The following is a 22,859-nucleotide window of genomic DNA, read 5'->3' on the forward strand; positions in this document are numbered from 1 at the left end:
AATGGAAAGTAAAACGTTTGATATTGAAGGGATGAGCTGTGCTTCCTGTGCCCAAACGATTGAAAAGGCTACGGCGAAGTTACCTGGGATGGCAAAGGCAAGTGTCAATTTAGCTACGGAAAAATTAAGTGTCACGTATGATCAGACGGAAGTCACAGAAGAAGAAATTAAGGAAGCTGTGTCAGATGCTGGCTACAAGGCGATTAGCCCAGCCCAGCAACGAACGTTTGCGATTGAAGGAATGAGTTGTGCTTCCTGTGCCCAAACGATTGAAAAAGCTGTGAACCAATTATCTGGTGTTCAACAAGCGATTGTTAATTTAGCCACGGAAAAACTGGTGGTTAGTTATGACGACCATCAAGTAACGAGTGCTGAAATTATCAAAGCAGTTACGGATGCAGGTTATCAGGCGACAGAAGAAGTCGCTGCAGGTGCAACAGCGGACCAAGATCGTGAAAAGAAACAAAAACATATTGCTGAGATGTGGCAACGTTTTTGGATCTCAGCGGTGTTTACAGTGCCACTTCTTTATATTGCGATGGGACACATGGTAGGCTTACCATTGCCGGATTTGTTGAATCCAATGACACATGCGACGACCTTTGCAATGGTTCAATTGATTTTGACGTTACCCGTCCTATATGTCGGCAGAGAATTTTTCACAGTTGGTTTTAAAGCGTTATTTAAAGGGCATCCAAATATGTTTTCTTTGGTAGCTTTAGGAACCAGTGCTGCTTTTGTGTATAGTTTATATGGCACAGTCATGATATTCTTAGGAGACACAAGTTTTACAATGGCTCTTTATTATGAATCAGCGGGTGTTATTTTAACTTTAATTACATTAGGAAAATATTTCGAAGCTGTTTCAAAAGGGAAAACCTCAGATGCGATAAAAAAATTAATGGGTTTAGCACCGAAAACTGCCCATATTTTACGTGATGGCGCAGAAATTGAAGTGCCAGTTGATGCCGTTCAGTTGGATGACATTGTGATTGTTCGCCCAGGAGATAAAATCCCTGTTGATGGAGTGATTGTTTCAGGCAGTAGTTCTGTGGATGAAGCCATGTTAACGGGCGAAAGTTTGCCTGTTGAAAAGAAAGTCGGTGATGCAGTAATTGGTGCTAGCATCAATAAAAATGGCAGCTTTCAATTCAAGGCAACAAAAGTGGGAAAAGAGACGGCCCTTGCCCAAATCATTCAATTAGTGGAAGATGCGCAAGGCTCAAAAGCACCGATTGCACAATTAGCTGATAAAATTTCGGGTGTTTTTGTCCCAATCGTTATTGGTTTGGCTGTTCTTTCTGGCTTGGCTTGGTTCTTTTTAGGACAAGAGTCATGGATTTTCGCTTTGACAATTACCATTTCTGTGTTAGTGATTGCTTGTCCTTGTGCGCTCGGCTTGGCAACGCCGACTGCGATTATGGTGGGGACAGGTAAGGGCGCTGAAAATGGCGTTTTAATTAAAAGTGGGGATGCTTTAGAAACCACTCACAAAATTCAAACAATCGTGTTTGATAAAACAGGAACTATTACAGAAGGCAAACCGGTGGTTACAGATATTTTAGTTGCTGATTCAGCACTTTCAGAAGCTGAGTTACTAACATTAGCAGCTTCTGCAGAACAAGGATCAGAACATCCTCTAGGTGAAGCAATTGTGGGAGCGGCTAAAGAACGTCAATTGCCATTAGTAGAAGGAAGCGATTTTTCAGCGATTCCAGGTCACGGCATCCGTGTGACAATCAACGAACGAGTCCTACTTTTGGGCAATATAAAATTAATGAAAGAAGAAGCCATTGAGCTATCAACGTTTGTTCAACAAGCGGATCGTTTGGCAGAAGAAGGGAAAACCCCAATGTTTGTGGCAAAAGATGGTTCGTTTGCGGGTATCATTGCGGTAGCAGATACTGTGAAGGATAGCAGTCAAACAGCCATTGCACGTTTGCATAAAATGGGGATCGAAGCCGTGATGATTACGGGAGACAACAAACGTACTGCCGAGGCGATTGCAAAACAAGTAGGTATCGATCGTGTCTTAAGTGAAGTTTTACCAGAAGATAAAGCGTTAGAAGTGAAAAAACTACAAGCAGAAGGCAAAAAAGTAGCGATGGTGGGTGACGGTATTAATGATGCACCAGCACTTGCCCAAGCAGATGTGGGGATTGCTATTGGTTCAGGCACAGATGTTGCAATGGAATCGGCCGACATTGTGCTAATGCGTAGTGATTTAATGGATGTGCCTACAGCAGTTGAATTAAGTAAAGCGACCATCAAAAACATCAAAGAAAATCTTTTCTGGGCATTTGCCTATAATACATTAGGTATTCCAGTGGCTATGGGTGTGTTACACTTATTTGGTGGACCTTTGTTAAGTCCGATGATTGCAGCAGCAGCTATGAGTTTTAGTTCAGTCTCTGTCTTACTAAACGCTTTACGCTTAAAAGGATTTAAACCTTCGACGGTGAAAAAAACTAGTGGAAGTCAAAAATAAAATTGAAAAGGATGAAGTGAAATGGAAAAAACAGTAAAAATTGATGGGATGAAATGTGATGGCTGTGTTCAAGCGGTCACTGAAAAATTTAGTGGAATTGACGGCGTAACGAATGTTGCGGTTCACTTGGCAGATCAAACAGCCGTTGTGACAGCAGATCGTGAAGTAAGCCAGGATGAACTGAATACCACGTTGGCAGATACAAAATTCAAGGTTGTCAGCGAATAACAAAAAACAGGGCCTACCATCATGAGTAGGCCCTGTTTTTTTGTTATGGAAGTTTTGCTTTGATTTCCTGATAAATCTTAGTCGTTTCTTGACCATCACGCGCAGTATAATAATAAACTTTCTCCCGCGTTTCTATTTTCAGAATCGGATGACTTTTTGTATAAATTAGTAAATAAGCAGGTTTTCCAGCGACTTTAAATTCTCCTGTTAAGTAACTATCTGTCGCAGCACCCATTGTGCGGATGCGTTCTTGAGGTAAGTCATCAATCAAAGAAACAGCAGTGATTTGGTTAAAAGGAATTGACCTTGTTTTTGCTAATGGGGCAGATAACTCAATTTGTTTATTTTCAATAGTTGCTTGAAAGGCATGACTAGAAAAATCATTTATAAACATCGGCACTGTGGCAAAGAACAGCACCGCAATCGTTAAAATACCAGTAGCGGCTAGAATAATTTTCCCAGCAGGCCGTCCTAGGTTAATAGATAAATTCATACCAATGCGATCAGGAACCATGATTTTGGGGTCCTTTGGATTGATATAAATCCCATACCGCCAATATTGATCATCATCCCCATAGCGATAATCGCCAGCCTGTAAAACGAATTGATCTTGTTTTTTGCGCATTGAAAATAGGTAGTAGAAGAGAAAGCCTACATAAACAAACAAAAGAATAAAATAACAAAAAGTAAGGGCCATCGCAACCGTATAATCAATGACAATTGTGAAAGTTGGCAAAATGGTTAGCGGTGCAAAAACTAAGGCTGATAAAACCATTAAAACAGACCAATGATGCCGAAATAAATCATTGATTTGCTGATTAATTTTTGAGTCACTAGTTAGCGGTTTGACAGGTAAGCGCGCAATAAAATAATAGCCACCAATGAACAAACTTAACATCAAAACAGTAATTAAGAAAAGAATCCAGGAACCAATCGCCGTTTGCAAGGAATAAAAGCCCCCAGCAAAAGTAAGAATAATTGCAGGTAAAAACCACCAAAATGAAATAAGTTTCTGGTTTTTATTTAAAACTAATTGCGTATCGATTAAGAGAGGACGCTTAGGTAGCAACCAGCCGTTTTGCATTTTTAAAGCGGCCATTTTGCGAATATAAACGATTTGCAGATAGTAGGCACTGCCAATAAAACTAAATAAAAGTAACAGAAAAAGGAACAATAAAATCGAATCATAAGGAATAAATAACAAAGGCAAACTAAGAACACTAAAAACGGCTGCTAGTTGAACCAAGCGTTTTTTATAACGTTTTCGGATTGCTTGAACGCTGGGATCTTGTAGTTTATCTTCTGGTAAAGTGTTTTCCAAAATAATATTTTTGTGAGGATTTGCATAAATCCCCATAGTAAATGCCATAAAAAAAGCGACAGAAACTAGGATGAAATAAAAGAATACCGCCATTATAATGCACGCCCTTTCGAATCAAAATTTTGATAAATTTTCTGAATAAGTGCTTGGATTTCTGCTTCGGATTGCTGATGTAAAAAACTTTCAGCCAACAGAAGTTCTAAACGCTCATGCAATTGCTGTTGCCAAACAGCGGTAGCAGGTAACTTTGCGGCAATTTTGGTGCCGTTACGACGGTCAGTCACAATATAACCTGATTGCTTTAACTTATTATAAGCTTTTGAAACAGTCATCATATTGACCCCGATTTCGTCCGCCAATTGTCGGATAGAAGGCAAACTTTCATTGGGAACCAGTTCACCTTTGGCAATGCCTACAATGATTTGATCAATGAGTTGTTGATAGATGGGCTGTTCGCTTTGTTCATCTATTTCTAAAAGCATCGAATCACTCCTGTCTTATTTGTGCTATCTGTATTATATATACTAATACAAAAAGAGTTGGAAAGCAAGGAATTTAGAGTAAATGGTTGTTTCTGTTTAAAGAGAAGCATATAATGAAGAAGAACGTAAAATGAAAGGACGATGAAAATATGACAGCAATTGAACCAAAATTAACAGAGAAATTCCATCAAGATTTCTTGAACAATAATAAACAAAATGCCTTACAACGTAGTGTAGTAAAAAATGGTATCAGCGCTTCAGGTGAATCTGTACAAGGAGCCGTGAATAACGTACCCGTCTTTTCAGTCGACTTAGCTACTGGAAAAGTGGCCAATCAAAAACAAAGCGGTCGCTGCTGGATGTTTGCGGCATTAAATACATTTAGACATAGAATGTTAAATGCGTTTCAATTAAAAGATTTTGAATTATCACAAAACTATACATTTTTCTGGGATAAATATGAAAAATCAAACTATTTCTATGAAAATATTATTGCAACAGCCGATCAACCGTTGACTAGTCGTAAAGTGGCCTTTTTATTAGCTACACCACAACAAGATGGTGGGCAATGGGATATGATCGTTTCAATTTTTGATAAATATGGCGTAGTGCCTAAAACGGCAATGCCTGAAAGCAGCAACAGCTCCAATTCACGTGATTTAAACAACTATTTAAATAAAAAATTACGCAAAGATGCAACAATTTTACGTAGTTTAATTGAAAAAGGCGCTTCTGCTGAAGAAGTCCAAAAAAACAAAGAAGCAATGTTACAAGAAATTTATAATTTCTTAGCAATCTCTTTAGGAACACCGCCAGAAACCTTTGATTTTGAATACCGTGACGAAGAAAAAAATTATCATTTGGATCAAAATCTAACACCGCAAACATTCTTTGAAAAATACGTTGGCGTTAATTTACATGATTATGTAAGTATTATTAATGCTCCTACAGAAGATAAACCCTTCAACAAAACATACACTGTTGAAATGTTAGGGAATGTTGTCGGCGGCAAAGAAGTTAAATATTTAAATGTAGAAATGGCTGCTTTCAAAAAATTAGCTGCTGCACAATTGGAACAAGGCGAATCTGTTTGGTTTGGTTGTGATGTCGGACAATCTTCAACACGTGACACAGGAATTATGGCATTAGACGTTTACGATATGAACGATCTTTTTGATATTGATTTTACGATGACTAAAGCAGAACGTTTAGACTTTGGTGAAAGCTTAATGACACACGCCATGGTTTTAACAGGTGTTGATATCGTTGATGGTCAAACAACAAAATGGAAAGTGGAAAATAGCTGGGGCGAAAAAGTCGGTGAAAATGGCTTCTTCGTTATGAGCGATGCGTGGATGGACGAATACACTTATCAAATCGTTGTGCACAAAGATTTATTAACTGATGAACAGAAAAAAGCTTGGGAACAAGCGCCAACTGTTTTGGCACCTTGGGATCCAATGGGCGCATTAGCATAAAACAGAAAAAGAAGGCCCCCGCCGTCAGGGCGGGGGCCTTCTTTTTACGTTGGGCGGCGAACTTCACGGATTTCGCCCAATGTTGTATAATCATTGCCTGCTAAACGAGCAATCGGTTGGAGTTTTTCAGGTAAAATGTACTGATGTTCTTCATCGAAAACGGCTGAATCAAAATAGAAATCGGTAATTTCTACAATGAATAAATCCGTAATAATTTGACCTTCATGGTTAGCAATAGGTACATATTGATGTAAGCGAGCTTCCATCCGAATCGGCGCGGCTTTGATTGCTGGAACAGCAACAGTCTGGCTGGCAATGGTTTCAATACCAAATGTGTCAATTTCACTGATCTCTGCTGCTAAAGGTGCCGAAGTCTGATTCATTTGAGTAAGAACGTCTTCGTTAACGAAATGGATGACAAGTTCTTTAGTAGCCAAGATATTTCGTGCCGTATCTTTAGGCGCTTTGTCTGGTCGTAAAATGGACAACGTTGCTAAAGGAATTTCAGCTGCCGCCGCATTAAAGAAACTAAAGGGAGCAGCGTTGACGACACCTGTAGCTGTATCTTGTGTTGTAACCCAAGCGATTGGCCGAGGAATAATACTTCCTGATAAAAATTTATACGCTGTTTTTGCAGATAACTCGTTACTATTGTAATGAATCATAGGAGCCTCCTAGAAAAAATACTAATTTCTTTGAACATTCGCATCTGAAGTATCGAAAGGACGCACAAATTCTTCAATCCCTGCCCGTTTTGGTTCTAAAAATGGCGGTAATGATAATTTTTCGCCAGCGTGTTCATAGGTTTCATCCTCTAAAAATCCAGGACCATCGGTTGCCAGTTCAAATAAAACATGTGTTGCTGCCAAGAAATATTCAGATTTAAAGTAAAAACGTTCCACAAAGCCAGAATTAGGAAATTCCAAACGATTAATTTTTTCAATCCAGAAACGTAGTGCTTCCTCATCGGCAACGCGCAAGGCTAAGTGATGGACATTGCCGTAGCCTTCTTGGGCCGCTGGCAAATCTTCTCGATGCTCTACGATAATGCTGGCACCATTCCCACCTTCGCCAACTTCAAATAAATGGAAACTACCTTCAGCATCAATCAATTTGAACCCTAAAACTTCAGTTAAAACTAGTTGCAGATGTTCGTAATTTTCGACAGTTACAAAGGCTGGACCTAAGCCGATTAAAGCATGTTCACTAGGAACGTTAGATTTTTTCCAAGGCGTGCCAGCTGCAACACCTTGGTTCTTTTCATCAGAAATAAGTTGGTAACGTTGATTGTCAAAATCTTCAAATTCTAAATACTTTTTGCCAAAACGTTCTTGAATTTCTCCATGATCAATTGCATATTCATTAAAGCGTGATACCCAGTAATCCAAAGCAGCATCATCTTTTACACGGAAGGAAGTACGAGAAATTGTATTGGTTCCTTTGGTTCCTTTAGGTAAGCCTGGAAAGTCAAAGAAAGTCATATCTGTTCCGGGAGAGCCGGCATCATCAGCAAAAAATAAATGATATGTTTCAATATCGTCTTGGTTGACAGTCTTCTTAATTAAACGTAGACCTAAAATATCGGTGAAAAAGTGATAAATTTTTTCAGCACTTGAAGTCATGGCAGTGACGTGGTGTAAACCTAAAATTTGTGTATTCATAATAAAAATCCTCCTAAAAGAAAAATAATTTTTTGATTAATTAACTTACTAAAAGTAAGTTTAAATGATTAGTCCTAAAAATGCAAAAGAAATGTCTCGAATTCGAACTATTATTTTTTAGTTGATTTTTTAAAAAAATAAGAATATAATAGCCTGAGATATTTTAATACATAAACTTTCGTAAACATCGCCGGATGCTTGCGACTAAAGTGTTAATGAACAGTTCTTAGGCCATAGCTGAACTGTTTGTTGGCACTTTTTTTGTTTGGAAGGGAAGGAAAACAAGATGAGTAAAGCTTGGTTAAAAGTTATTTTTGGCGCTTTTTGTGAAGTGATTTGGGTCATTGGCATGAAGCATAGTACAACATGGTGGGAGATTTTAGGGACAGTAATCGCAATCTTTATCAGTTTTTATGCGCTGATTAAAGCAGGAGAGGAATTGCCAGTCGGCACAGCCTATGCTGTATTTGTCGGCTTAGGTAGTGCTGGAACTATTGTAACAGATCATTTTTTATTCCACACACCATTGGGCATAGGAAAAGTTCTTTTTCTGTTGCTGTTATTAATAGGTGTGATTGGCTTAAAAATGGTAACTGGAAATAAAGAGGAGGAAACAAGATGAGTTGGTTATACTTAGTTATTGCAGGCTGTTTTGAAATCTTTGGCGTAGGTTCAATTAAATTATTTACAACAAAAAAAGACTTACGTTCATTGTTAATTTTAATTCTAGCGTTTAGTGGTAGTTTCTTATTTTTATATTTAGGGATGAGACAATTACCGATGGGCGTTTCTTATGCAGTTTGGACAGGAATTGGTACAGCAGGAGGCGCTATTTTAGGAATGCTCTTAGGTGAATCAAAAGACCTACGACGGATATTTTTTATTTTTTTAATCATTGTTTCTGTGATTGGTTTAAAATTAATTGGTTAGAAAGCAAGAGAACATTGTTTGGATTATTGAAAGACAGGTGAGTAAAATTTAAAAAGAGACAGAACCAAATGCGGTGTTCTGTCTCAAAATAGCTTTTATTTTACGAGGTTACTATAACGTGTCGCAAATTCATTGTTGTAGGACTTGCCGTTGACATCTTGACCAACGTCCCAATTTGCAGACCAAGTCATTAAGCCACGGATAGGATTACCGTCTTTTGCTAACTGATCAAAAGTTTTGGCTACAGGGGTAGCCTCAACGACATAGCCGCTACCAGCAGCATCCCGATTTGCTGGTAAACCAAGGACTAATTTATCGTTTGGTATCTGTAGATAGCCGCGCGTGCCATGGATTAATGAATCAGACATATAATAGAGGAACTCGTATTTTAGAGCATCGTTGCTTTGAGCAACCCAAGTCATAATTTCATCAACCCAGACACCGTCGCCGCCTTGGTTATATAATTGTGGGGCAATGTAATCATAATAACCATTTAGGGAAGTAATGTATGTTTCATAAGCGGCACCAGGTTTTAAATAAGGGAATTCTGGCGCCATCGTAATGATGAAATTTTTTCCTTGTGCTCGATAATGGTCTTTGACTATTTTCAATGCAGCAGGAATGACGGTTTGGTTGTCGCCAGCAGTAATCGCCAATTGCTCTAAGTCGATGTCTAAACCATCAAAGCCGTATGTTTCCACTTGACGAATGATTTCATTCGCAAAGGCTTGTTCATCGCCTTTGACTAATTGAATATGTGCATCTGCTCCACCAAGTGCCAATAAAACTGCGCGACCTTGACTATTTAATTGTGCGACTTCTTGTCGGAAGGCAGTGTCCGTTTGGTTATAAGGCTTGAACGTAGGAATCCGTGTCGTGCCATCGCTTTTCATGAAGGAAACCGGGACGACATTGTAGGCTTGATTTACTTCTGAAAGGTTTAGTGATGCTGATGTTCCTTGTTTGTAACCATCGCGTCCTTTTGAGGCCCAGTTATGCCAATATCCAACCAACACTTTTTTGCCAGAGATATCTACCATCGTATCCGCAGCATCTGCAGAAGCTTGAGTAGGCGTTAACCACAAGCCAACTGCAACGGTTGAAAGAAGGAGAAAAGCAGGAATTATTTTTTTTAGCTTCATTTTTTGAGAACTCCTTTAATTTAGTTTAAGATGTGAGTATTTTTACTGAATGTTCACATCAATCGCTTGGTAAAAGGCGTTCACCGTATCACCAATGCCCCAGACAGCGTAAATGACATGATAACCTTTGCGGTCTGTCGGAATATTAATTGTTTGTTTAACAACTTTATTAGGAACTTCTTGTTTGCCGTCGATTGAAGCAATTTTGTCGAAGTTTTTAATGTCTAATGGTTGATTGGGATTCCAGCCATTTTTAGTAATATAGTAATCCCAAGAAGCAGTTCTATGTTGGGCAGTTAAGTTCCAAGTGATGTCAAGGGGACCTGTTGTAATGTTTGTTTTGTGCCAACGAGTAGCTGTTTGTTCATCCAAAGGTTCAAAACCTGAGACACCTGCACTGGCTAATTTACCAGTAATAAACGTATTTTTGGGCGCTTCGATACTTTGAGGTTCCCATTGTGCACGACCAACATTTGTATTTAAGTTACCACCAGCAGAACTACCAAAGAAAGCACGACTTCCAGGACTTGCTACGTAACCATGAGCCTCCGAAACAGTAGGGGCCAATGCAGCGCCACCTAAAACAAAACTAAAAGCCAGGACGATTGTTAATAAACTCTTTTTCACGAAAAAAACCTCCTAAAAAATTATTTTGTATGCGCTTACAGATAGGAATATAACATAATAATCTTTCGGATACAAATAATAAGAAATGTTATTTTTAAAAATAAAACAATATTTTTTAAGTAATATTAAGAATGTTTTTAAATAATATAAATAATAGTGTTTTTCAAAGTTTTGTTAATTTTTCATTCGGAATCGCAATTGAAGAAATCACGTGGTATACTTTTAAGAAGAAACAATGACACGAAAGTAGCCATTGGAAAAAGGAGATTATTTCGTGGGAAAAAAACATACATCCTCTTATGAAGTTGCCTACTATGACGGCGATTTTACTGGTGCAATGAAGATACCGGCTTTGTTAGCGGTTGTCATTAAAGTATCCGAAGAACAAACAGAATTACTAGGAAGAGATGCGGCTTATGTCGCTCAATTTGGTCTAGGCTGGGTCATCACCAATTATGAAATAGAGATTCACCGCTTACCAAAAGTTGGTGAAAAAGTAGCAATTACAACGCAAGCTATGAGTTATAACAAATATTTTTGTTATCGTAACTTTTGGGTTCATGATGAAGAAGGCAATGAATGTGTCTTTGTGAAATCAACCTTTGTCTTAATGGATCAAAAAAATCGGAAAATCAGTAGTGTGTTACCAGAAATTATTGCACCTTTTGATTCTGAAAAAATCACTAAAATTTATCGCCATGAAAAAATTGAAAAAGTCACAGAGGGGAACTTTTTACCTTATCGTGTGCGTTTTTTTGATATTGATGGCAATCAACACGTTAATAATGCGATTTACTTTAATTGGTTATTGGATGTGTTAGGGTATGACTTTTTAACAACGCATCAACCGAAAAAAATTCTTGTGAAATTTGATAAAGAAGTAGAATATGGCCAAGAAGTCGAAAGTCATTACGAAATTGTCGAACAAGAAAATCAGTTGAAAACACGCCATGAGATTCGGATTGATGGTCAAACCTATTGTGAAGCGAATATCGATTGGACAAATTAAGTTAAGATGACGATTTAGAAAATAAAAAGGTACGCAGAGGAGGGAGGACATGATTCGCTTAGGATTAACATCTTTTAGTGAACACGACTATTTAACTGGAAAAAAACGGGCCACGCTTTATGAATATGCCAGTCATTTACCGCTAGTTGAAATGGACACGGCGTATTACGGGATTCCTCCCAAAGAACGAGTAACTGAATGGGTCAAAGCAGTTCCCGAAAACTTTCGCTTTGTCATGAAAGTTTATAGTGGAATCAGTTGTCAAGGTGAGTGGCAGACCTATTATGCAAGTGAAGAAGAAATGATCACCTCCTTTTTAGAAAGTATGGCCCCATTAATTGAAAGTAAAAAATTATTTGCCTTTCTGGTACAATTTTCAGGAACATTTGGTTGTACGAAAGAAAATGTCGCTTACTTGCAAAAAATTCGTCACTGGTTTAAAGACCTACCCATCGCCATTGAATTACGAAATAATTCATGGTATCAACCAAACTTTGTAAAACAAATGTTGCAATTTATGAAAGAAAATCAATTTTCACTTGTGATTGTAGATGAACCGCAGATTCCTACGAATCCAGTGCCCTTTTATCCGTATGTAACGAATCCTAATCTCGTGCTCTTCCGGTTTCACGGACGTAATGCGGCTGGCTGGTTAGCCAATGATGCAGAGTGGCGAAAAAAAAGAACCCTTTATCATTATAATACGCAGGAAATCGCTGATTTAAGCGAAGCTGTTTTAAAAATGTCGCAAGAAGCTAAAGAAGTGGGCGTAATTTTTAATAATAATTCTGGCGGCGATGCCGCAGAAAACGCTCTACAGATGCAAAAAGTCTTGAATTTGAGTTACGATGATTTGAATCCAAAACAATTAGATTTATTTTGAGAAAGAAGGTAGCTGAATGTCTGAAAAGCAATCCCCTTATGAAATGGCTTGTGCCTTCCACGAGGTTTTTAATCCACAACAACCAGAGCAACCAACTGCTTTTTCGCCAGAGTTAGCCAGTCGACGAGCAGAGTTTAAAGTCGAAGAACTTGTGGAATTTTTATATAGTGCTGCTGATAATGACCAAGTACTTTTTCAACAATTGGTCAACGGATTAAAAAAATCTGTCGATAAAGCAGAGCAGAAAGTCTTGGCGAAAGGCAAACCAGTATCTGATCCTTTAGTGGAGGAAGTGGATGCACTAGTTGATTTATTGTATTTTACTTATGGTTCGTTTTGCTTAATGGGCGTCAATCCAACAAAAATTATTGAAATCGTTCATCAAGCCAATATGGGGAAATTATTTCCAGATGGGCAGCCACATTATGATCCGGAAACAAATAAAGTATTAAAACCTGAAAATTGGGAACAAGATTTTGCGCCAGAAGCTAAAATTAAAGCGGAAATTCAACGCCAATTGAAAATTACTGAGACCAATGAAAAAGACGAATGAGAAAACTCATTCGTCTTTTTTATTAATCATGGAAGAACGTCCGATATAAGGCTTTGATGGCTTTTTCCTCTTGTTCTTTTTTGATACCAAACATAATGCTTACTTCCGAAGATCCTTGGTTAATCATTTCTAAGTTGATTTTTTCTTTGGCTAACGCCATTGTACTTTCAGCAGTAACCCCAATTCGTTGGCGCATGCCTTCGCCAACAATCATAATCATGGAAAGGTGATGCGTGATGCGTAACTCATCAGGCGCTAAAACTTCTTGGAGTTGGGCCATCAGTCGATTTTCAATTTCAGTTGTTAACTGGTCTTCTCTTAAAACAATCGTGATGTCATCAATTCCTGAGGGCATATGCTCATAGCTTAAGGCTAATTTTTCTAGTACTTCTAAAAGCCGTCGCCCAAAACCTAACTCTCTATTCATTAAATACTTACTAATGTAAATACTTGCGAACCCTTGATCACTAGCAATTCCTACAACAGGGGCATGCTTCACTTTGCGAGAAGTGGTAATTAGGGTGCCAGGATGATGTGGGTTGTTAGTATTTTTGATAACGACTGGAATATTTGCGCGATAGGCAGGCATTAAAGCTTCGTCGTGGAGGACGGCAAATCCTGCATAAGCTAACTCCCGCATTTCTCTGTAGGTCAATTCTTGAATCGTTTGAGGCTGTTCAATAATTCCAGGATGGGCGACATAAATTCCGTCCACATCGGTAAAGTTTTCATACAAATCTGCTTGAACACCTGCGGCAACAATGGACCCTGTGATATCGGAACCGCCACGAGAAAAAGTACAAATTTCGCCGGCTTCTGTATAACCAAAGAAACCTGGAATAACCAAGATTTGTTGAGTCTCACGATAGGCACTAATTTTCTCTAAAGCTTTTGGTAAAATGCGGGCATTGCCTGGCTCAGGTGTCACTAGGAGACCTAATTCTTTTGGACTAATGTAGCGAGCATCTAAGCCATTCTGATTGAAAAAACTGGCAACAACTTTTGCATTATTGTCCTCGCCGCTAGCTAAAAAATAGTCAAATAAAAAAGCATTGTTTTCTTTTGGTAAAGTGGCTAATTGGCGAATCGAAATAGCAATATCAGCTAAAACTGCTTTATCCAAGTGTAATTCATCAAAAAGATCTTCATAACGACGAATGATGGCAGAGATTGTCGATTCAATTTCCTCATTATTTAAGTAGCGCTGATAGTATTGAATCAATAAATCAGTCACTTTAATATCTTGCGGGGTTCGCTTTCCAGGAGCGGATACAACGACAAACGTTCGGCGCGGCTCTTCCTTGACGATTTGTAAGACTTTCTGTAACTGTGGTGCTGATGCTAGCGAGCTACCGCCGAATTTAACTACGTTCACGTTTATCACTCCTGTTTTTAATTATTTTCTCATTTGTAGATTAGTAAAAGGATACCGAAAAACATTTAGAAAAGCAACCACTTATTTTCAGAAAGTTAGGAAATCATGAAAATATTTGTTCTTCATTTTTCCTTAAAATTTTGTTAAACTGTAAAGATATGAGTCGTAACGAAGGAGTTAAATAGTATGACAGAATCCAAAACTGCCATTATTTTTGATATGGACGGTGTCCTAGTAGATAGCGAAGCTTATTATTATGAGCGACGTAAAGCATTTTTAGCGGAATTTGATTTGACCATTGAGGGCCTAACCTTGCCAGAATTAGTCGGTGCGGATATGCGTTCATTATGGCAAAAGATTGAACAAGTCAACAAAAAAGAGCTAGATATTGCTTTTTTAAATGAACAATACATAGCCTATAAAAAAGCGCATCCGATAGATTATTTAGCTGTGCTTGATGAAAATGCGAAACGTGTTTTACAATTTTTAAAAAGACAAGGCTATAAAATCGGATTAGCTTCTTCTTCCACAAAAGACGCAATTGAAGAGGTTTTGACAGTGGGGCAATTAAGTAGTTATTTTGATGCGGTCGTGAGTGGGGAAGATTTCGAAGAAAGTAAACCGGCGCCGGATATTTATCTGCACACGTTACAAGAATTAGCTGTTGCGCCACAGGAATGTATAGCCATTGAAGATTCAGAAAAAGGCATTGCCTCTGCCAAAGAAGCTGGGCTAGAAGTTTGGGCGATGCGCGATGAACACTTTGGGATGGATCAAAGTCAAGCGGATGCCTTCTTAACACAACTAAGTGATATTTGTAAAAAAATTAGTGAAAATCGGATCGATGAAAGCAGTGAATCAACCCCTTCGTAAGAAGATCGCGGGTTTTCTTAAAAAAGTTTGTTATAACTAGTGAATGAATATACAGTTTGTGCTATAATTTTCTATAGGTATTTCTGCAAGAATGCCCTTTTTCAAGGGTCAGGAACAATAGATAACCGTGTGAAGAGAACAAACAACCTTTCTTTTATTATAGAAAAATTATCGGAGGAGCCAAAATGAAGAATAATTGGATTATCATTTTAGTACTAGTAATCGTTATTATTGCTGCGGTGCTATACTTAATTGGTTATTTTATGCGCAAAAAAAATCAAGAACAATTAGATGAATTAGAAGTTCGTAAAGAAGCCCTGTTTGACTTGCCAGTCTTTGAAGAAATCGATGACATTAAAAAAATGCATCTAGTTGGACAGAGTCAAAATAGTTTCCGTGAATGGAATCAACGCTGGGTAGAACTATCGACGCGTTCTTTCGCCGAACTAGAGAGTCAAATTTATGAAGTCGAAAATCAAAATGAAATTTTCCGTTTCATGAAAGCGAAGAAAGCAGTCGTGGAAGCGAATGAAACGATGACCGAAATGGAAGCCGAAGTGGAAGTCATTCGTAATGGCTTGAAAGAATTACGTGAAAGTGAAGAGCGCAATTCATTGGAAGTTCAAAAAGCTTTGGATGTCTATGAAGAATTAAGTAAATCACTAAAAGATGATAAAGCTAGCTTTGGTCCAGCTTACTCCGAAATCCAAAAACAATTAAGAAACGTCGAAATTGAATTCACACAATTTGTCACACTAAATACATCGGGGGACCCAATCGAGGCTCGAGAAGTCCTAGAAGATGCAGAACGTCATACGTATGAATTGGAAGACTTAATGAAACGGATTCCACCAATGTATGAAGAATTAAATGAAACTTTCCCAGATCAATTAAAAGAAATCGAAGAAGGCTACAACCAATTATTAGCTGACGATTATGTGTTCCCTGAACAAAACTTTGCTGAAGAAATTCAACATGCGAAAAAACGTGTCGAGAATTCAATGGCTGATTTAGAGAAAACAGAGATTGCCGCAGTAGAGGTTGCGAACCGTGACACAGCAACGGCGATTGATGCATTATATGAAGTGATGGAACGTGAGATTGAAGCGAAGAAATATGTCGTGACCAATCAAAAAATTATTGACGATTATATTTCTCATTCCTTAAAAAATAACCGTCAATTAATGATTGAATTGGACCATGTATCACAAAGCTACACCTTAAATAACAACGAGCTAGGACGTAGTCGTGGTTTTCAAACGGAAATTGAAGAAATTATCCGCCGTCAAAAAGACTTGGAACCTCGAATGAAAGAACATACCGTTCCTTACTCTGAAATTCAAGCGTTCTATAAAGAATGCTATAAGATTTTAGATGATATTGAAAATCAACAATTAGAAATCGATGCTTCATTGAAAGAACTAAGAAAAGGCGAAAAAGTCGCCCAAGAAAAAGTTGACGAATACGAATTCCGTTTACGGAGTATCAAACGGTATGTTGAAAAGCAACGATTGCCAGGTTTGTCTGCTGATTACTTAGAATTTTTCTATGTGGCAACGGATCGAATTGAAGATTTAAGCCGAGCCTTAAATAAAATGCGCATTAACATGGATGAAATCAATCGTTTGTGTGACTTATGCGAAGATGATTTAGAGTTATTAGATAAGAAAACAAAAGATTTAGTCAATGCAGCAGCTCTGACAGAACAAATGATGCAATATGCAAACCGCTATCGTCATACTCACGAGAACATCCGAGCGGCTTTAGATAAAAGCATGTATTTATTCTCGACAGAATTCCGTTATCAAGATGCATTAGATGAAATTGGAACGGCATTGGAAGCTGTTGAGCCAGGGGCGTTCAAACGAATCGAAGATTTTTATTTTAAAAATATCAATAACCCTAATTTAACAGCAATTTAATTAAACAATCACTAAACAGAGGTTTGTCGACAGACAAGCCTCTGTTTTTATGGCGTGGGGGTGACTTGAAGTGATACTTTAGAAAGTATATAATGGGAAAGAATTTTAAAAAAGAAGGGTGACAAATGATTTATTTTGATAATAGTGCAACTACACCGATTTACCCCCAGGCTTTAGATACATATGTAAAAACCAGTCAGCGGATTATTGGCAATCCGTCTAGTCTGCATGACTTAGGCAACCAAGCCAATCGGCTCTTACAACAAGCACGGAAGCAGATTGCGGAGCTAATCAATGTTTCAGCAAATGAAATCTATTTTACAAGTGGCGGAACTGAAGGAGATAACTGGGTTTTAAAAGGAACGGCAATCGAAAAACGAGAATTTGGTAATCATATTATTATTTCTGCAGTGGAACATCCAGCAGTTACAGAAACAGCGGAACAATTAGTCGAACTAGGTTTTGAACTTTCTTATGCGCCAGTGGATAAAGAAGGTCGTGTGAAAGTCGAGGAATTACAGAAATTAATTAGAAAAGAAACGATTTTGGTTTCTGTTATGGCAGTCAACAATGAAGTGGGAACGATTCAACCAATTAAAGAAATCAGCGAGGTTTTAGCGGAGTTTCCTAAAATTCATTTTCATGTAGACGCGGTTCAAGCAATTGGGAAAGTTAATTACTCAGAGTGGTTAACGGATCGGGTGGATTTTGCAACGTTTTCTGCACATAAATTTCATGGACCACGAGGCATTGGTTTTATGTATTGGAAACAAGGAAAACGTTTAGCGCCGCTTTTAACAGGAGGCGGGCAAGAAAACAACCAACGCAGTGGGACAGAAAACGTACCAGCAATTGTGGCAATGGCCAAAGCGTTACGTTTGCATTTAGAGAACGAACAACAACGGCCGCAACATGTGGCGACATTACGGAGTTATTTATTAAAGGCGCTAGAAGAATTTCAAAATGTGACTGTTTTTTCACAAGATAATGAACATTTTGCGCCACACATTTTATGTTTTGCTTTGAAAGGGATTCGTGGCGAAGTGCTGGTCCATGCATTGGAAGAAAAACAGATTTATATTTCGACTACGAGTGCTTGTTCTAGCCGAAAAAAAATGGCTAGCAGCACCTTGTATGCCATGCATGTGCCAGGGGAATTAGCGACTTCCGCTGTGCGCATTAGTTTAGATGAAAGCAATACAATGGCAGAAATTGAACAATTTATGATTGTTTTCAACCAACTTTATCAAAAATTTTCTCGTGTAAATTAATAAAAAATAAGTCGGAGCCTAGAAATAGGCTCCGACTTATTTTTGCTCTCTTTATCGATTGAAGCGGTAGCCACTTCCCCAGAGTGTTTCAATTGGAGAGTCAGAAAGATTGGCTTTTTTTAATTTTTCCCGAATCCGTTTAATGTGAACAACGACAGTCGAAACCTCAGTATCTAAGGCATCAAACCCCCAGACACTTTCAAAAAGTTCTTCTTTATTCCACACACGGTTAGGATGTTCCATCAAGAAAACCAACAATTTGTATTCTTTGCTTGTAAAAATAACTTCATTTTCTAAAACAAACACTTTGTGGGCGGCAGTGTCGACAGCGATTTCATTGATTTTTAGTAATTGTGGTGGTTGTTCTGCTTTGCTTAACAATTGATAACGGTTCATATGGGCTTTTGCTCGAGCGACTAATTCATTGGGACTAAACGGCTTGATTATATAATCATCCGCACCTAAGCCAAGCCCACGAATTTTATCAATATCTTCTTTTTTAGCCGAAACAATCATGATCGGCGTTTGCTTTTTTTTCCGAATTGCACGACAGATTTCAAAACCATCCATAGTTGGCAGCATCACATCTAAAATAATTAAATCAAAGGGCTCATTTAAAGCTGCTTCCAATCCTTTTTTTCCATCATGTTCAATTGTGACAGTCATATCGTTAATTTCTAAATAATCTTTTTGCAAATCAGCAATGCTTGGATCATCTTCAATAATTAATACATGTGGTTTCATTTTTCATCCTCCAACAACGGCAGCGTAATTATCACGTTGGTACCGTCTCCTTTTTTACTTGTGACAGTGATTGTTCCCTGATGATAGTCAATAATTTGTTTGACAATACTTAATCCCAAGCCGCTTCCTTTAACTGTTGGGGTTCGAGATTTGTCTACACGATAGAAGCGTTCGAATAAATAAGGTAATTCTTTTTTATCGATACCAATGCCGTTATCTGTAATGGTTAAAACTAAGTCTGTTTGATTATGCGTTAAAGAAATCGTAAAGGCTAGTTGTTCTTTAGTGGGATCCGCAAATTTAATGCTATTTTGAATTAGATTGGTAATCACGCGATTCATCTGCGTGGGATCCATTTGAACGTATAAAGCTTCGGTGGGAAGTACAGAAGTAATCACGAGTTCTTGTTCCAAACGGTATTCTTCAAGAATATGTGCAATAAAACGAGTGAAATTGGTCTTTTCCATTGTAAAGACAGCACGGTCTAGGTCTAATTTAGAATACAAAAATAATTCTTCAATTAAATCATTGAGGCCTAAACTTTTTTCATGAATGACCGTTAAATAGCGCTGTTTTTTTTCTTCAGTATTGGCAACGCCATCCATCAAACCTTCAACGTAACCAATAATAGAAGTAATTGGTGTTTTTAAGTCATGAGAAATATTTGCAATTAATTCTTTCCGATTAGCTTCATATTTTTCGCGTTCCGCATTGGCTTCTTCTAAATCTTGCCACATTTGTTCAAAACTAAGTTGGAGCTGTTTGACTTCTGTTGAGACGGTTTGGTGGCTAGTTGGTGTAAATGGATTTTCTTTTTGGGCATCCTTACCCAATGTTTTAGTCGCTTTTTCTAATGCTTCTAATGGCTCGATAGTGGTTTTGGTTAAGCGCTTATTAATGAGCCAAGCTGCCGCAATTGCTACAAGGATAATTAACAAAATCATCCAGATAATCCAGCGTGTGAAGAATTCAAAAAGGCTGCTTTCGCGTTTCAAGACAATAAAGCTCCCGTTAGAACCATCTAAATAATGAAAATCGGATTTGACATAATGATATAGACGCCCTGCATTATCCAGTGTGCCAGTTGGCATAATATTATTCATTTCGTAGTTTGGAATATGTACAGACAAAGATTTTTCTACTAAATTATCCGAATAATAAGGAAACCGTGCATTCTTTCGAATAATCACACTTAATCCTTTTGCCTCAATTGTTTGAATCGTTTCCTTTAATTCTTTACTTAAAGGCGTATCTAGTAATTTCGGTGACTTTTTTAACAATTGATCTAAGGCTAAATAACTTTCTTCTTCGTTAGCGGTCAATGGTCGTTGCTTATTCATCATTCGGTAAGCTTGGGGCAAACTGGGGACAGTTCCTAATGTGATGTAAGAAGCTAAGGATAAAACAGCTAAAACAGAGGCTAAAGTAATAATGATGGCACTAATATAAGAAATAAAAAAGCGGCGTTTAATGGTCAAAAGCGTCCCTCCTAGTGGTTTTAATCTATTTCTTACTTATAGTGTATTACAAGTAAACAAAAAAAAGCTAGTATTGTTATTAACTTTTTTTCATTTGTTTATAATTTGTTCATTTTTCGGCAAGTAGGAGTTTATAAGGCTTTGCTATTCTAGGTATATCAAAAAGAAAAAAGGGGATTACCAACTATGAAAAAGAAAAAAGTTTTTAGTACGATTACCTTATTAACCCTTAGTACGTTGTTGATCGCAGGCTGTGCTGGCGGAGCCAACTCTGCAACAGATAAATCAAGTGCAGCTAGCTCAAGCACTGCAGTCTCTAGTTCAGCAGAAGCAGCTAAAGAGCAATCAAAAGGACAAGAATTAACAGAAATTTTATCCAGTACTGATTGGCAAGGCACAAAAGTTTACGACAAAAATAATAATGATTTAACAGCAGAAAATGCTAATTTTATTGGTTTAGCAAAATATGATGGTGAAACAGGTTTTTATGAATTTTTCGACAAAGAAACAGGTGAAACCCGTGGCGATGAAGGCACATTCTTTGTGACAGATGATGGCGAAAAGCGTATCTTAATTTCGGATACACAAAACTATCAAGCAGTGGTTGATTTAACGGAAGTAACGAAAGATAAATTTACCTATAAGCGAATGGGGAAAGATAAAGATGGGAAAGATGTAGAAGTCTTTGTAGAGCATGTCCCTTATTCTGATAAAAAGTTAACCTTTACGAACGGTCGTAAAGATTTAGAAACAGAAACTGGCAAAATTGTTACCAATGAACCTGGGGATGACATTTTAGGGGCCACATTATGGAATGGCACGAAAGTTTTAGATGAAGACGGTAACGATGTTACTGAAGCAAATAAAATGTTTATTAGTTTAGCGAAATTTGATAATAAAACAAGTAAATATGAATTCTTTGATTTAGAAACGGGTAAAACACGTGGAGATTTTGGTTACTTCCAAGTAATTGATAATAACAAAATCCGTGCTCACGTTTCAATTGGTGACAATAAATATGGAGCTGCATTAGAATTAACAGAATTAAATGATAAACGTTTTACGTATACACGAATGGGTAAAGACAATAACGGCAAAGAAATTAAAGTTTTTGTGGAACATGAACCGTATGAAGGCGACTTTACGCCAGACTTCACGTTCTAATTAGTCAATCACGAGTGGATGAAGCGGTCAAAAGGAAGTAAAGGATTCTTTTGACCGCTTCATTTTTAACAAAAAAATAGTTTATAGTTGTTTTTAATCGTTTATAAATTGTTCATTTTTCTGACAGTGGTAGTTTAGAATCGTTTGTTAAGATTGGTTTATCAAAGAAAAGGAGCGATGCTTTATGAAAAAGAAAGTATTAAGTTCGATTACTTTAGTAACATTAAGTACGTTACTTATAGCAGGTTATGCAAGTCCAGTATTTGCAGGTCATGCAGCCAATCCAAATAGTGCTACAGCAAATTTAGGCAAACATCAAAACAATGGCCAAACAAGAGGTGACAAGGCGACTAAGATTTTATCTGGCACGGACTGGCAAGGAACCCGAGTTTATGATGCTGCAGGTAATGATTTAACGGCAGAAAATGCTAATTTTATTGGTTTAGCAAAATATGATGGTGAAACCGGTTTTTATGAGTTTTTCGACAAAAACACTGGGGAAACCCGTGGTGACGAAGGAACATTTTTTGTGACGGGTGATGGCACAAAACGAATTTTAATTTCGCGGACACAAAATTATCAAGCCGTAGTGGATTTAACCGAAGTGAGTAAAGACAAATTTACTTACAAGCGTTTAGGGAAAGATAAACTGGGGAATGATGTTGAAGTTTACGTGGAACACATCCCTTATCATGGGAAAAAATTAGCTTTTACAAATGGACGTGAAGCATTAACCAATCAAACTGGCAAAATTGTGACAAATAAATCAGGGGATAAAATTTTAGGAACAACCTTGTGGAATGGCACAAAAGTCGTAGATAAAAACGGTAATGATGTGACAGCGGCCAATCAAAATTTCATTAGTTTAGCGAAATTTGATCCAAACACAAGTAAATATGAATTTTTCAATTTACAAACAGGTGAAACCCGCGGCGATTTTGGGTACTTCCAAGTGGTGGACAATAACAAGATTCGGGCCCATGTATCTATTGGGACGAATCGTTACGGTGCGGCGCTAGAATTAACGGAACTAAACAATGATCGATTTACGTATACTCGAATGGGTAAAGATAATGCTGGTAATGATATTCAAGTGTTTGTAGAACATGAACCTTACCAAGGCACATATCATCCAGCCTTTACTTTCTAAAAGTCTCTTGTCTTCTCGCTCATTTAACAAAAGAACGTCCCCCAACGTTCTTTTGTTTTCTCTTCTTCTATAAATAAATT

Annotated in this window: 22 protein-coding genes; 13 read left to right on the forward strand and 9 right to left on the reverse strand. The window is 37.7% G+C overall.

Going from position 1 to position 22,859, the window contains the following annotated elements:
• Position 1 precedes the first annotated feature (1 nt).
• The gene (locus IGK03_RS01320; protein WP_071646532.1) at positions 2–2,488 is read left to right on the forward strand and encodes a heavy metal translocating P-type ATPase; all 2,487 of its coding nucleotides are present in this window, start codon (positions 2–4) and stop codon (positions 2,486–2,488) included.
• 21 nt (positions 2,489–2,509) lie between these two features.
• On the forward strand, positions 2,510–2,716 hold the full coding sequence (locus IGK03_RS01325; protein WP_002355215.1) for a heavy-metal-associated domain-containing protein: 207 nt from the start codon (positions 2,510–2,512) through the stop codon (positions 2,714–2,716).
• 43 nt (positions 2,717–2,759) lie between these two features.
• Here IGK03_RS01325 and IGK03_RS01330 read toward each other — a convergent pair whose 3' ends face one another.
• Positions 2,760–4,130: a DUF5808 domain-containing protein gene (locus IGK03_RS01330; RefSeq protein WP_071646533.1), complete on the reverse strand. Its 1,371-nt coding sequence runs from the start codon at positions 4,128–4,130 to the stop codon at positions 2,760–2,762.
• Entirely contained in the window at positions 4,130–4,519 is a 390-nt protein-coding gene (locus IGK03_RS01335; RefSeq protein WP_002358356.1) for a GntR family transcriptional regulator, read from the reverse strand. Before IGK03_RS01335 ends, IGK03_RS01330 begins: the two co-directional genes overlap by 1 nt.
• A gap of 149 nt (positions 4,520–4,668) precedes the next feature.
• Here IGK03_RS01335 and IGK03_RS01340 point away from each other — a divergent pair, with 149 nt between their 5' ends.
• Positions 4,669–5,997: an aminopeptidase C gene (locus IGK03_RS01340; RefSeq protein ID WP_002358357.1), complete on the forward strand. Its 1,329-nt coding sequence runs from the start codon at positions 4,669–4,671 to the stop codon at positions 5,995–5,997.
• A gap of 44 nt (positions 5,998–6,041) precedes the next feature.
• Here IGK03_RS01340 and IGK03_RS01345 read toward each other — a convergent pair whose 3' ends face one another.
• Both IGK03_RS01345 and IGK03_RS01350 read right to left on the reverse strand, forming a co-directional pair.
• Complete coding sequence (locus IGK03_RS01345) at positions 6,042–6,662, reverse strand: flavin reductase family protein (RefSeq protein ID WP_002361147.1); 621 nt, start codon at positions 6,660–6,662, stop codon at positions 6,042–6,044.
• Between the two features lie 21 nt (positions 6,663–6,683).
• Positions 6,684–7,658 carry a ring-cleaving dioxygenase gene (locus tag IGK03_RS01350; protein WP_002355221.1) on the reverse strand — a complete coding sequence of 325 codons (975 nt, stop codon included), beginning with the start codon at positions 7,656–7,658 and terminating at the stop codon, positions 6,684–6,686.
• Positions 7,659–7,923: 265 nt separating this feature from the next.
• On the opposite strand from IGK03_RS01350, the gene IGK03_RS01355 reads away from it, so the two are divergent.
• Positions 7,924–8,280 carry a DMT family transporter gene (locus IGK03_RS01355; protein ID WP_002386054.1) on the forward strand — a complete coding sequence of 119 codons (357 nt, stop codon included), beginning with the start codon at positions 7,924–7,926 and terminating at the stop codon, positions 8,278–8,280.
• Positions 8,277–8,588, forward strand: a complete 312-nt coding sequence (locus tag IGK03_RS01360) for a DMT family transporter (protein WP_002355223.1) — start codon at positions 8,277–8,279, stop codon at positions 8,586–8,588. Before IGK03_RS01355 ends, IGK03_RS01360 begins: the two co-directional genes overlap by 4 nt.
• 95 nt (positions 8,589–8,683) lie before the next feature.
• Here IGK03_RS01360 and IGK03_RS01365 read toward each other — a convergent pair whose 3' ends face one another.
• On the reverse strand, positions 8,684–9,730 hold the full coding sequence (locus IGK03_RS01365; protein ID WP_002364979.1) for a chitinase: 1,047 nt from the start codon (positions 9,728–9,730) through the stop codon (positions 8,684–8,686).
• 42 nt (positions 9,731–9,772) lie between these two features.
• A complete protein-coding gene (locus tag IGK03_RS01370; RefSeq protein ID WP_002355225.1) occupies positions 9,773–10,357 on the reverse strand; it encodes a lytic polysaccharide monooxygenase in 585 nt (194 codons plus the stop codon).
• A 274-nt stretch (positions 10,358–10,631) separates the two neighbouring features.
• Between IGK03_RS01370 and IGK03_RS01375 the strand changes: the two genes are divergently transcribed.
• From IGK03_RS01375 to IGK03_RS01385, 3 genes are read left to right on the forward strand one after another with little or no spacing between them, the layout of a single operon-like run.
• Positions 10,632–11,366 carry an acyl-ACP thioesterase domain-containing protein gene (locus IGK03_RS01375; protein WP_002355227.1) on the forward strand — a complete coding sequence of 245 codons (735 nt, stop codon included), beginning with the start codon at positions 10,632–10,634 and terminating at the stop codon, positions 11,364–11,366.
• Between the two features lie 49 nt (positions 11,367–11,415).
• On the forward strand, positions 11,416–12,249 hold the full coding sequence (locus IGK03_RS01380; protein WP_010775521.1) for a DUF72 domain-containing protein: 834 nt from the start codon (positions 11,416–11,418) through the stop codon (positions 12,247–12,249).
• A gap of 16 nt (positions 12,250–12,265) precedes the next feature.
• Positions 12,266–12,802 carry a haloacid dehalogenase gene (locus tag IGK03_RS01385; protein ID WP_002355230.1) on the forward strand — a complete coding sequence of 179 codons (537 nt, stop codon included), beginning with the start codon at positions 12,266–12,268 and terminating at the stop codon, positions 12,800–12,802.
• A 22-nt stretch (positions 12,803–12,824) separates the two neighbouring features.
• Here IGK03_RS01385 and IGK03_RS01390 read toward each other — a convergent pair whose 3' ends face one another.
• The gene (locus IGK03_RS01390) at positions 12,825–14,177 is read right to left on the reverse strand and encodes an aspartate kinase (protein WP_002385384.1); all 1,353 of its coding nucleotides are present in this window, start codon (positions 14,175–14,177) and stop codon (positions 12,825–12,827) included.
• A 186-nt stretch (positions 14,178–14,363) separates the two neighbouring features.
• Here IGK03_RS01390 and IGK03_RS01395 point away from each other — a divergent pair, with 186 nt between their 5' ends.
• From IGK03_RS01395 to IGK03_RS01405, 3 genes are all read left to right on the forward strand, one after another.
• Positions 14,364–15,050: an HAD family hydrolase gene (locus IGK03_RS01395; protein WP_002355232.1), complete on the forward strand. Its 687-nt coding sequence runs from the start codon at positions 14,364–14,366 to the stop codon at positions 15,048–15,050.
• Positions 15,051–15,235: 185 nt separating this feature from the next.
• Positions 15,236–16,972, forward strand: a complete 1,737-nt coding sequence (gene ezrA, locus IGK03_RS01400) for a septation ring formation regulator EzrA (protein ID WP_002355233.1) — start codon at positions 15,236–15,238, stop codon at positions 16,970–16,972.
• A gap of 125 nt (positions 16,973–17,097) precedes the next feature.
• A complete protein-coding gene (locus IGK03_RS01405) occupies positions 17,098–18,243 on the forward strand; it encodes a cysteine desulfurase family protein (protein ID WP_002355234.1) in 1,146 nt (381 codons plus the stop codon).
• Between the two features lie 51 nt (positions 18,244–18,294).
• On the opposite strand, the gene IGK03_RS01410 is transcribed toward IGK03_RS01405, so the two are convergent.
• Positions 18,295–18,987 carry a response regulator transcription factor gene (locus tag IGK03_RS01410; protein WP_002355236.1) on the reverse strand — a complete coding sequence of 231 codons (693 nt, stop codon included), beginning with the start codon at positions 18,985–18,987 and terminating at the stop codon, positions 18,295–18,297.
• Positions 18,984–20,327, reverse strand: a complete 1,344-nt coding sequence (locus tag IGK03_RS01415) for a sensor histidine kinase (protein ID WP_002385380.1) — start codon at positions 20,325–20,327, stop codon at positions 18,984–18,986. The genes IGK03_RS01410 and IGK03_RS01415 overlap by 4 nt, the downstream gene beginning before the upstream one ends.
• Positions 20,328–20,651: 324 nt before the next feature.
• Here IGK03_RS01415 and IGK03_RS01420 point away from each other — a divergent pair, with 324 nt between their 5' ends.
• Together IGK03_RS01420 and IGK03_RS01425 are read left to right on the forward strand one after the other, a co-directional pair.
• Positions 20,652–21,629 carry a DUF4822 domain-containing protein gene (locus IGK03_RS01420; protein ID WP_202334740.1) on the forward strand — a complete coding sequence of 326 codons (978 nt, stop codon included), beginning with the start codon at positions 20,652–20,654 and terminating at the stop codon, positions 21,627–21,629.
• Positions 21,630–21,813: 184 nt separating this feature from the next.
• Positions 21,814–22,779 (forward strand): DUF4822 domain-containing protein, encoded by a 966-nt coding sequence (locus IGK03_RS01425; RefSeq protein ID WP_202334741.1) that lies wholly within the window; start codon positions 21,814–21,816, stop codon positions 22,777–22,779.
• The last annotated feature ends 80 nt before the right edge of the window (positions 22,780–22,859 follow it).

The organism is Enterococcus sp. DIV2453a (genome assembly GCF_050533535.1).
In the GTDB taxonomy this organism is placed as follows: Bacteria; Bacillota; Bacilli; order Lactobacillales; family Enterococcaceae; genus Enterococcus; species Enterococcus faecalis.

Bases quoted from the DNA above. Each gene is read 5' to 3' on its own strand.
- IGK03_RS01320 (WP_071646532.1), top strand. From the start codon at position 2: ATGGAAAGTAAAACGTTTGATATTGAAGGGATGAGCTGTGCTTCCTGT.
- IGK03_RS01325 (WP_002355215.1), top strand. From the start codon at position 2,510: ATGGAAAAAACAGTAAAAATTGATGGGATGAAATGTGATGGCTGTGTT.
- IGK03_RS01330 (WP_071646533.1), bottom strand. From the start codon at position 4,130: ATGGCGGTATTCTTTTATTTCATCCTAGTTTCTGTCGCTTTTTTTATG.
- IGK03_RS01335 (WP_002358356.1), bottom strand. From the start codon at position 4,519: ATGCTTTTAGAAATAGATGAACAAAGCGAACAGCCCATCTATCAACAA.
- IGK03_RS01340 (WP_002358357.1), top strand. From the start codon at position 4,669: ATGACAGCAATTGAACCAAAATTAACAGAGAAATTCCATCAAGATTTC.
- IGK03_RS01345 (WP_002361147.1), bottom strand. From the start codon at position 6,662: ATGATTCATTACAATAGTAACGAGTTATCTGCAAAAACAGCGTATAAA.
- IGK03_RS01350 (WP_002355221.1), bottom strand. From the start codon at position 7,658: ATGAATACACAAATTTTAGGTTTACACCACGTCACTGCCATGACTTCA.
- IGK03_RS01360 (WP_002355223.1), top strand. From the start codon at position 8,277: ATGAGTTGGTTATACTTAGTTATTGCAGGCTGTTTTGAAATCTTTGGC.
- IGK03_RS01365 (WP_002364979.1), bottom strand. From the start codon at position 9,730: ATGAAGCTAAAAAAAATAATTCCTGCTTTTCTCCTTCTTTCAACCGTT.
- IGK03_RS01380 (WP_010775521.1), top strand. From the start codon at position 11,416: ATGATTCGCTTAGGATTAACATCTTTTAGTGAACACGACTATTTAACT.
- IGK03_RS01385 (WP_002355230.1), top strand. From the start codon at position 12,266: ATGTCTGAAAAGCAATCCCCTTATGAAATGGCTTGTGCCTTCCACGAG.
- IGK03_RS01395 (WP_002355232.1), top strand. From the start codon at position 14,364: ATGACAGAATCCAAAACTGCCATTATTTTTGATATGGACGGTGTCCTA.
- ezrA (WP_002355233.1), top strand. From the start codon at position 15,236: ATGAAGAATAATTGGATTATCATTTTAGTACTAGTAATCGTTATTATT.
- IGK03_RS01405 (WP_002355234.1), top strand. From the start codon at position 17,098: ATGATTTATTTTGATAATAGTGCAACTACACCGATTTACCCCCAGGCT.
- IGK03_RS01410 (WP_002355236.1), bottom strand. From the start codon at position 18,987: ATGAAACCACATGTATTAATTATTGAAGATGATCCAAGCATTGCTGAT.
- IGK03_RS01415 (WP_002385380.1), bottom strand. From the start codon at position 20,327: ATGAATAAGCAACGACCATTGACCGCTAACGAAGAAGAAAGTTATTTA.
- IGK03_RS01420 (WP_202334740.1), top strand. From the start codon at position 20,652: ATGAAAAAGAAAAAAGTTTTTAGTACGATTACCTTATTAACCCTTAGT.
- IGK03_RS01425 (WP_202334741.1), top strand. From the start codon at position 21,814: ATGAAAAAGAAAGTATTAAGTTCGATTACTTTAGTAACATTAAGTACG.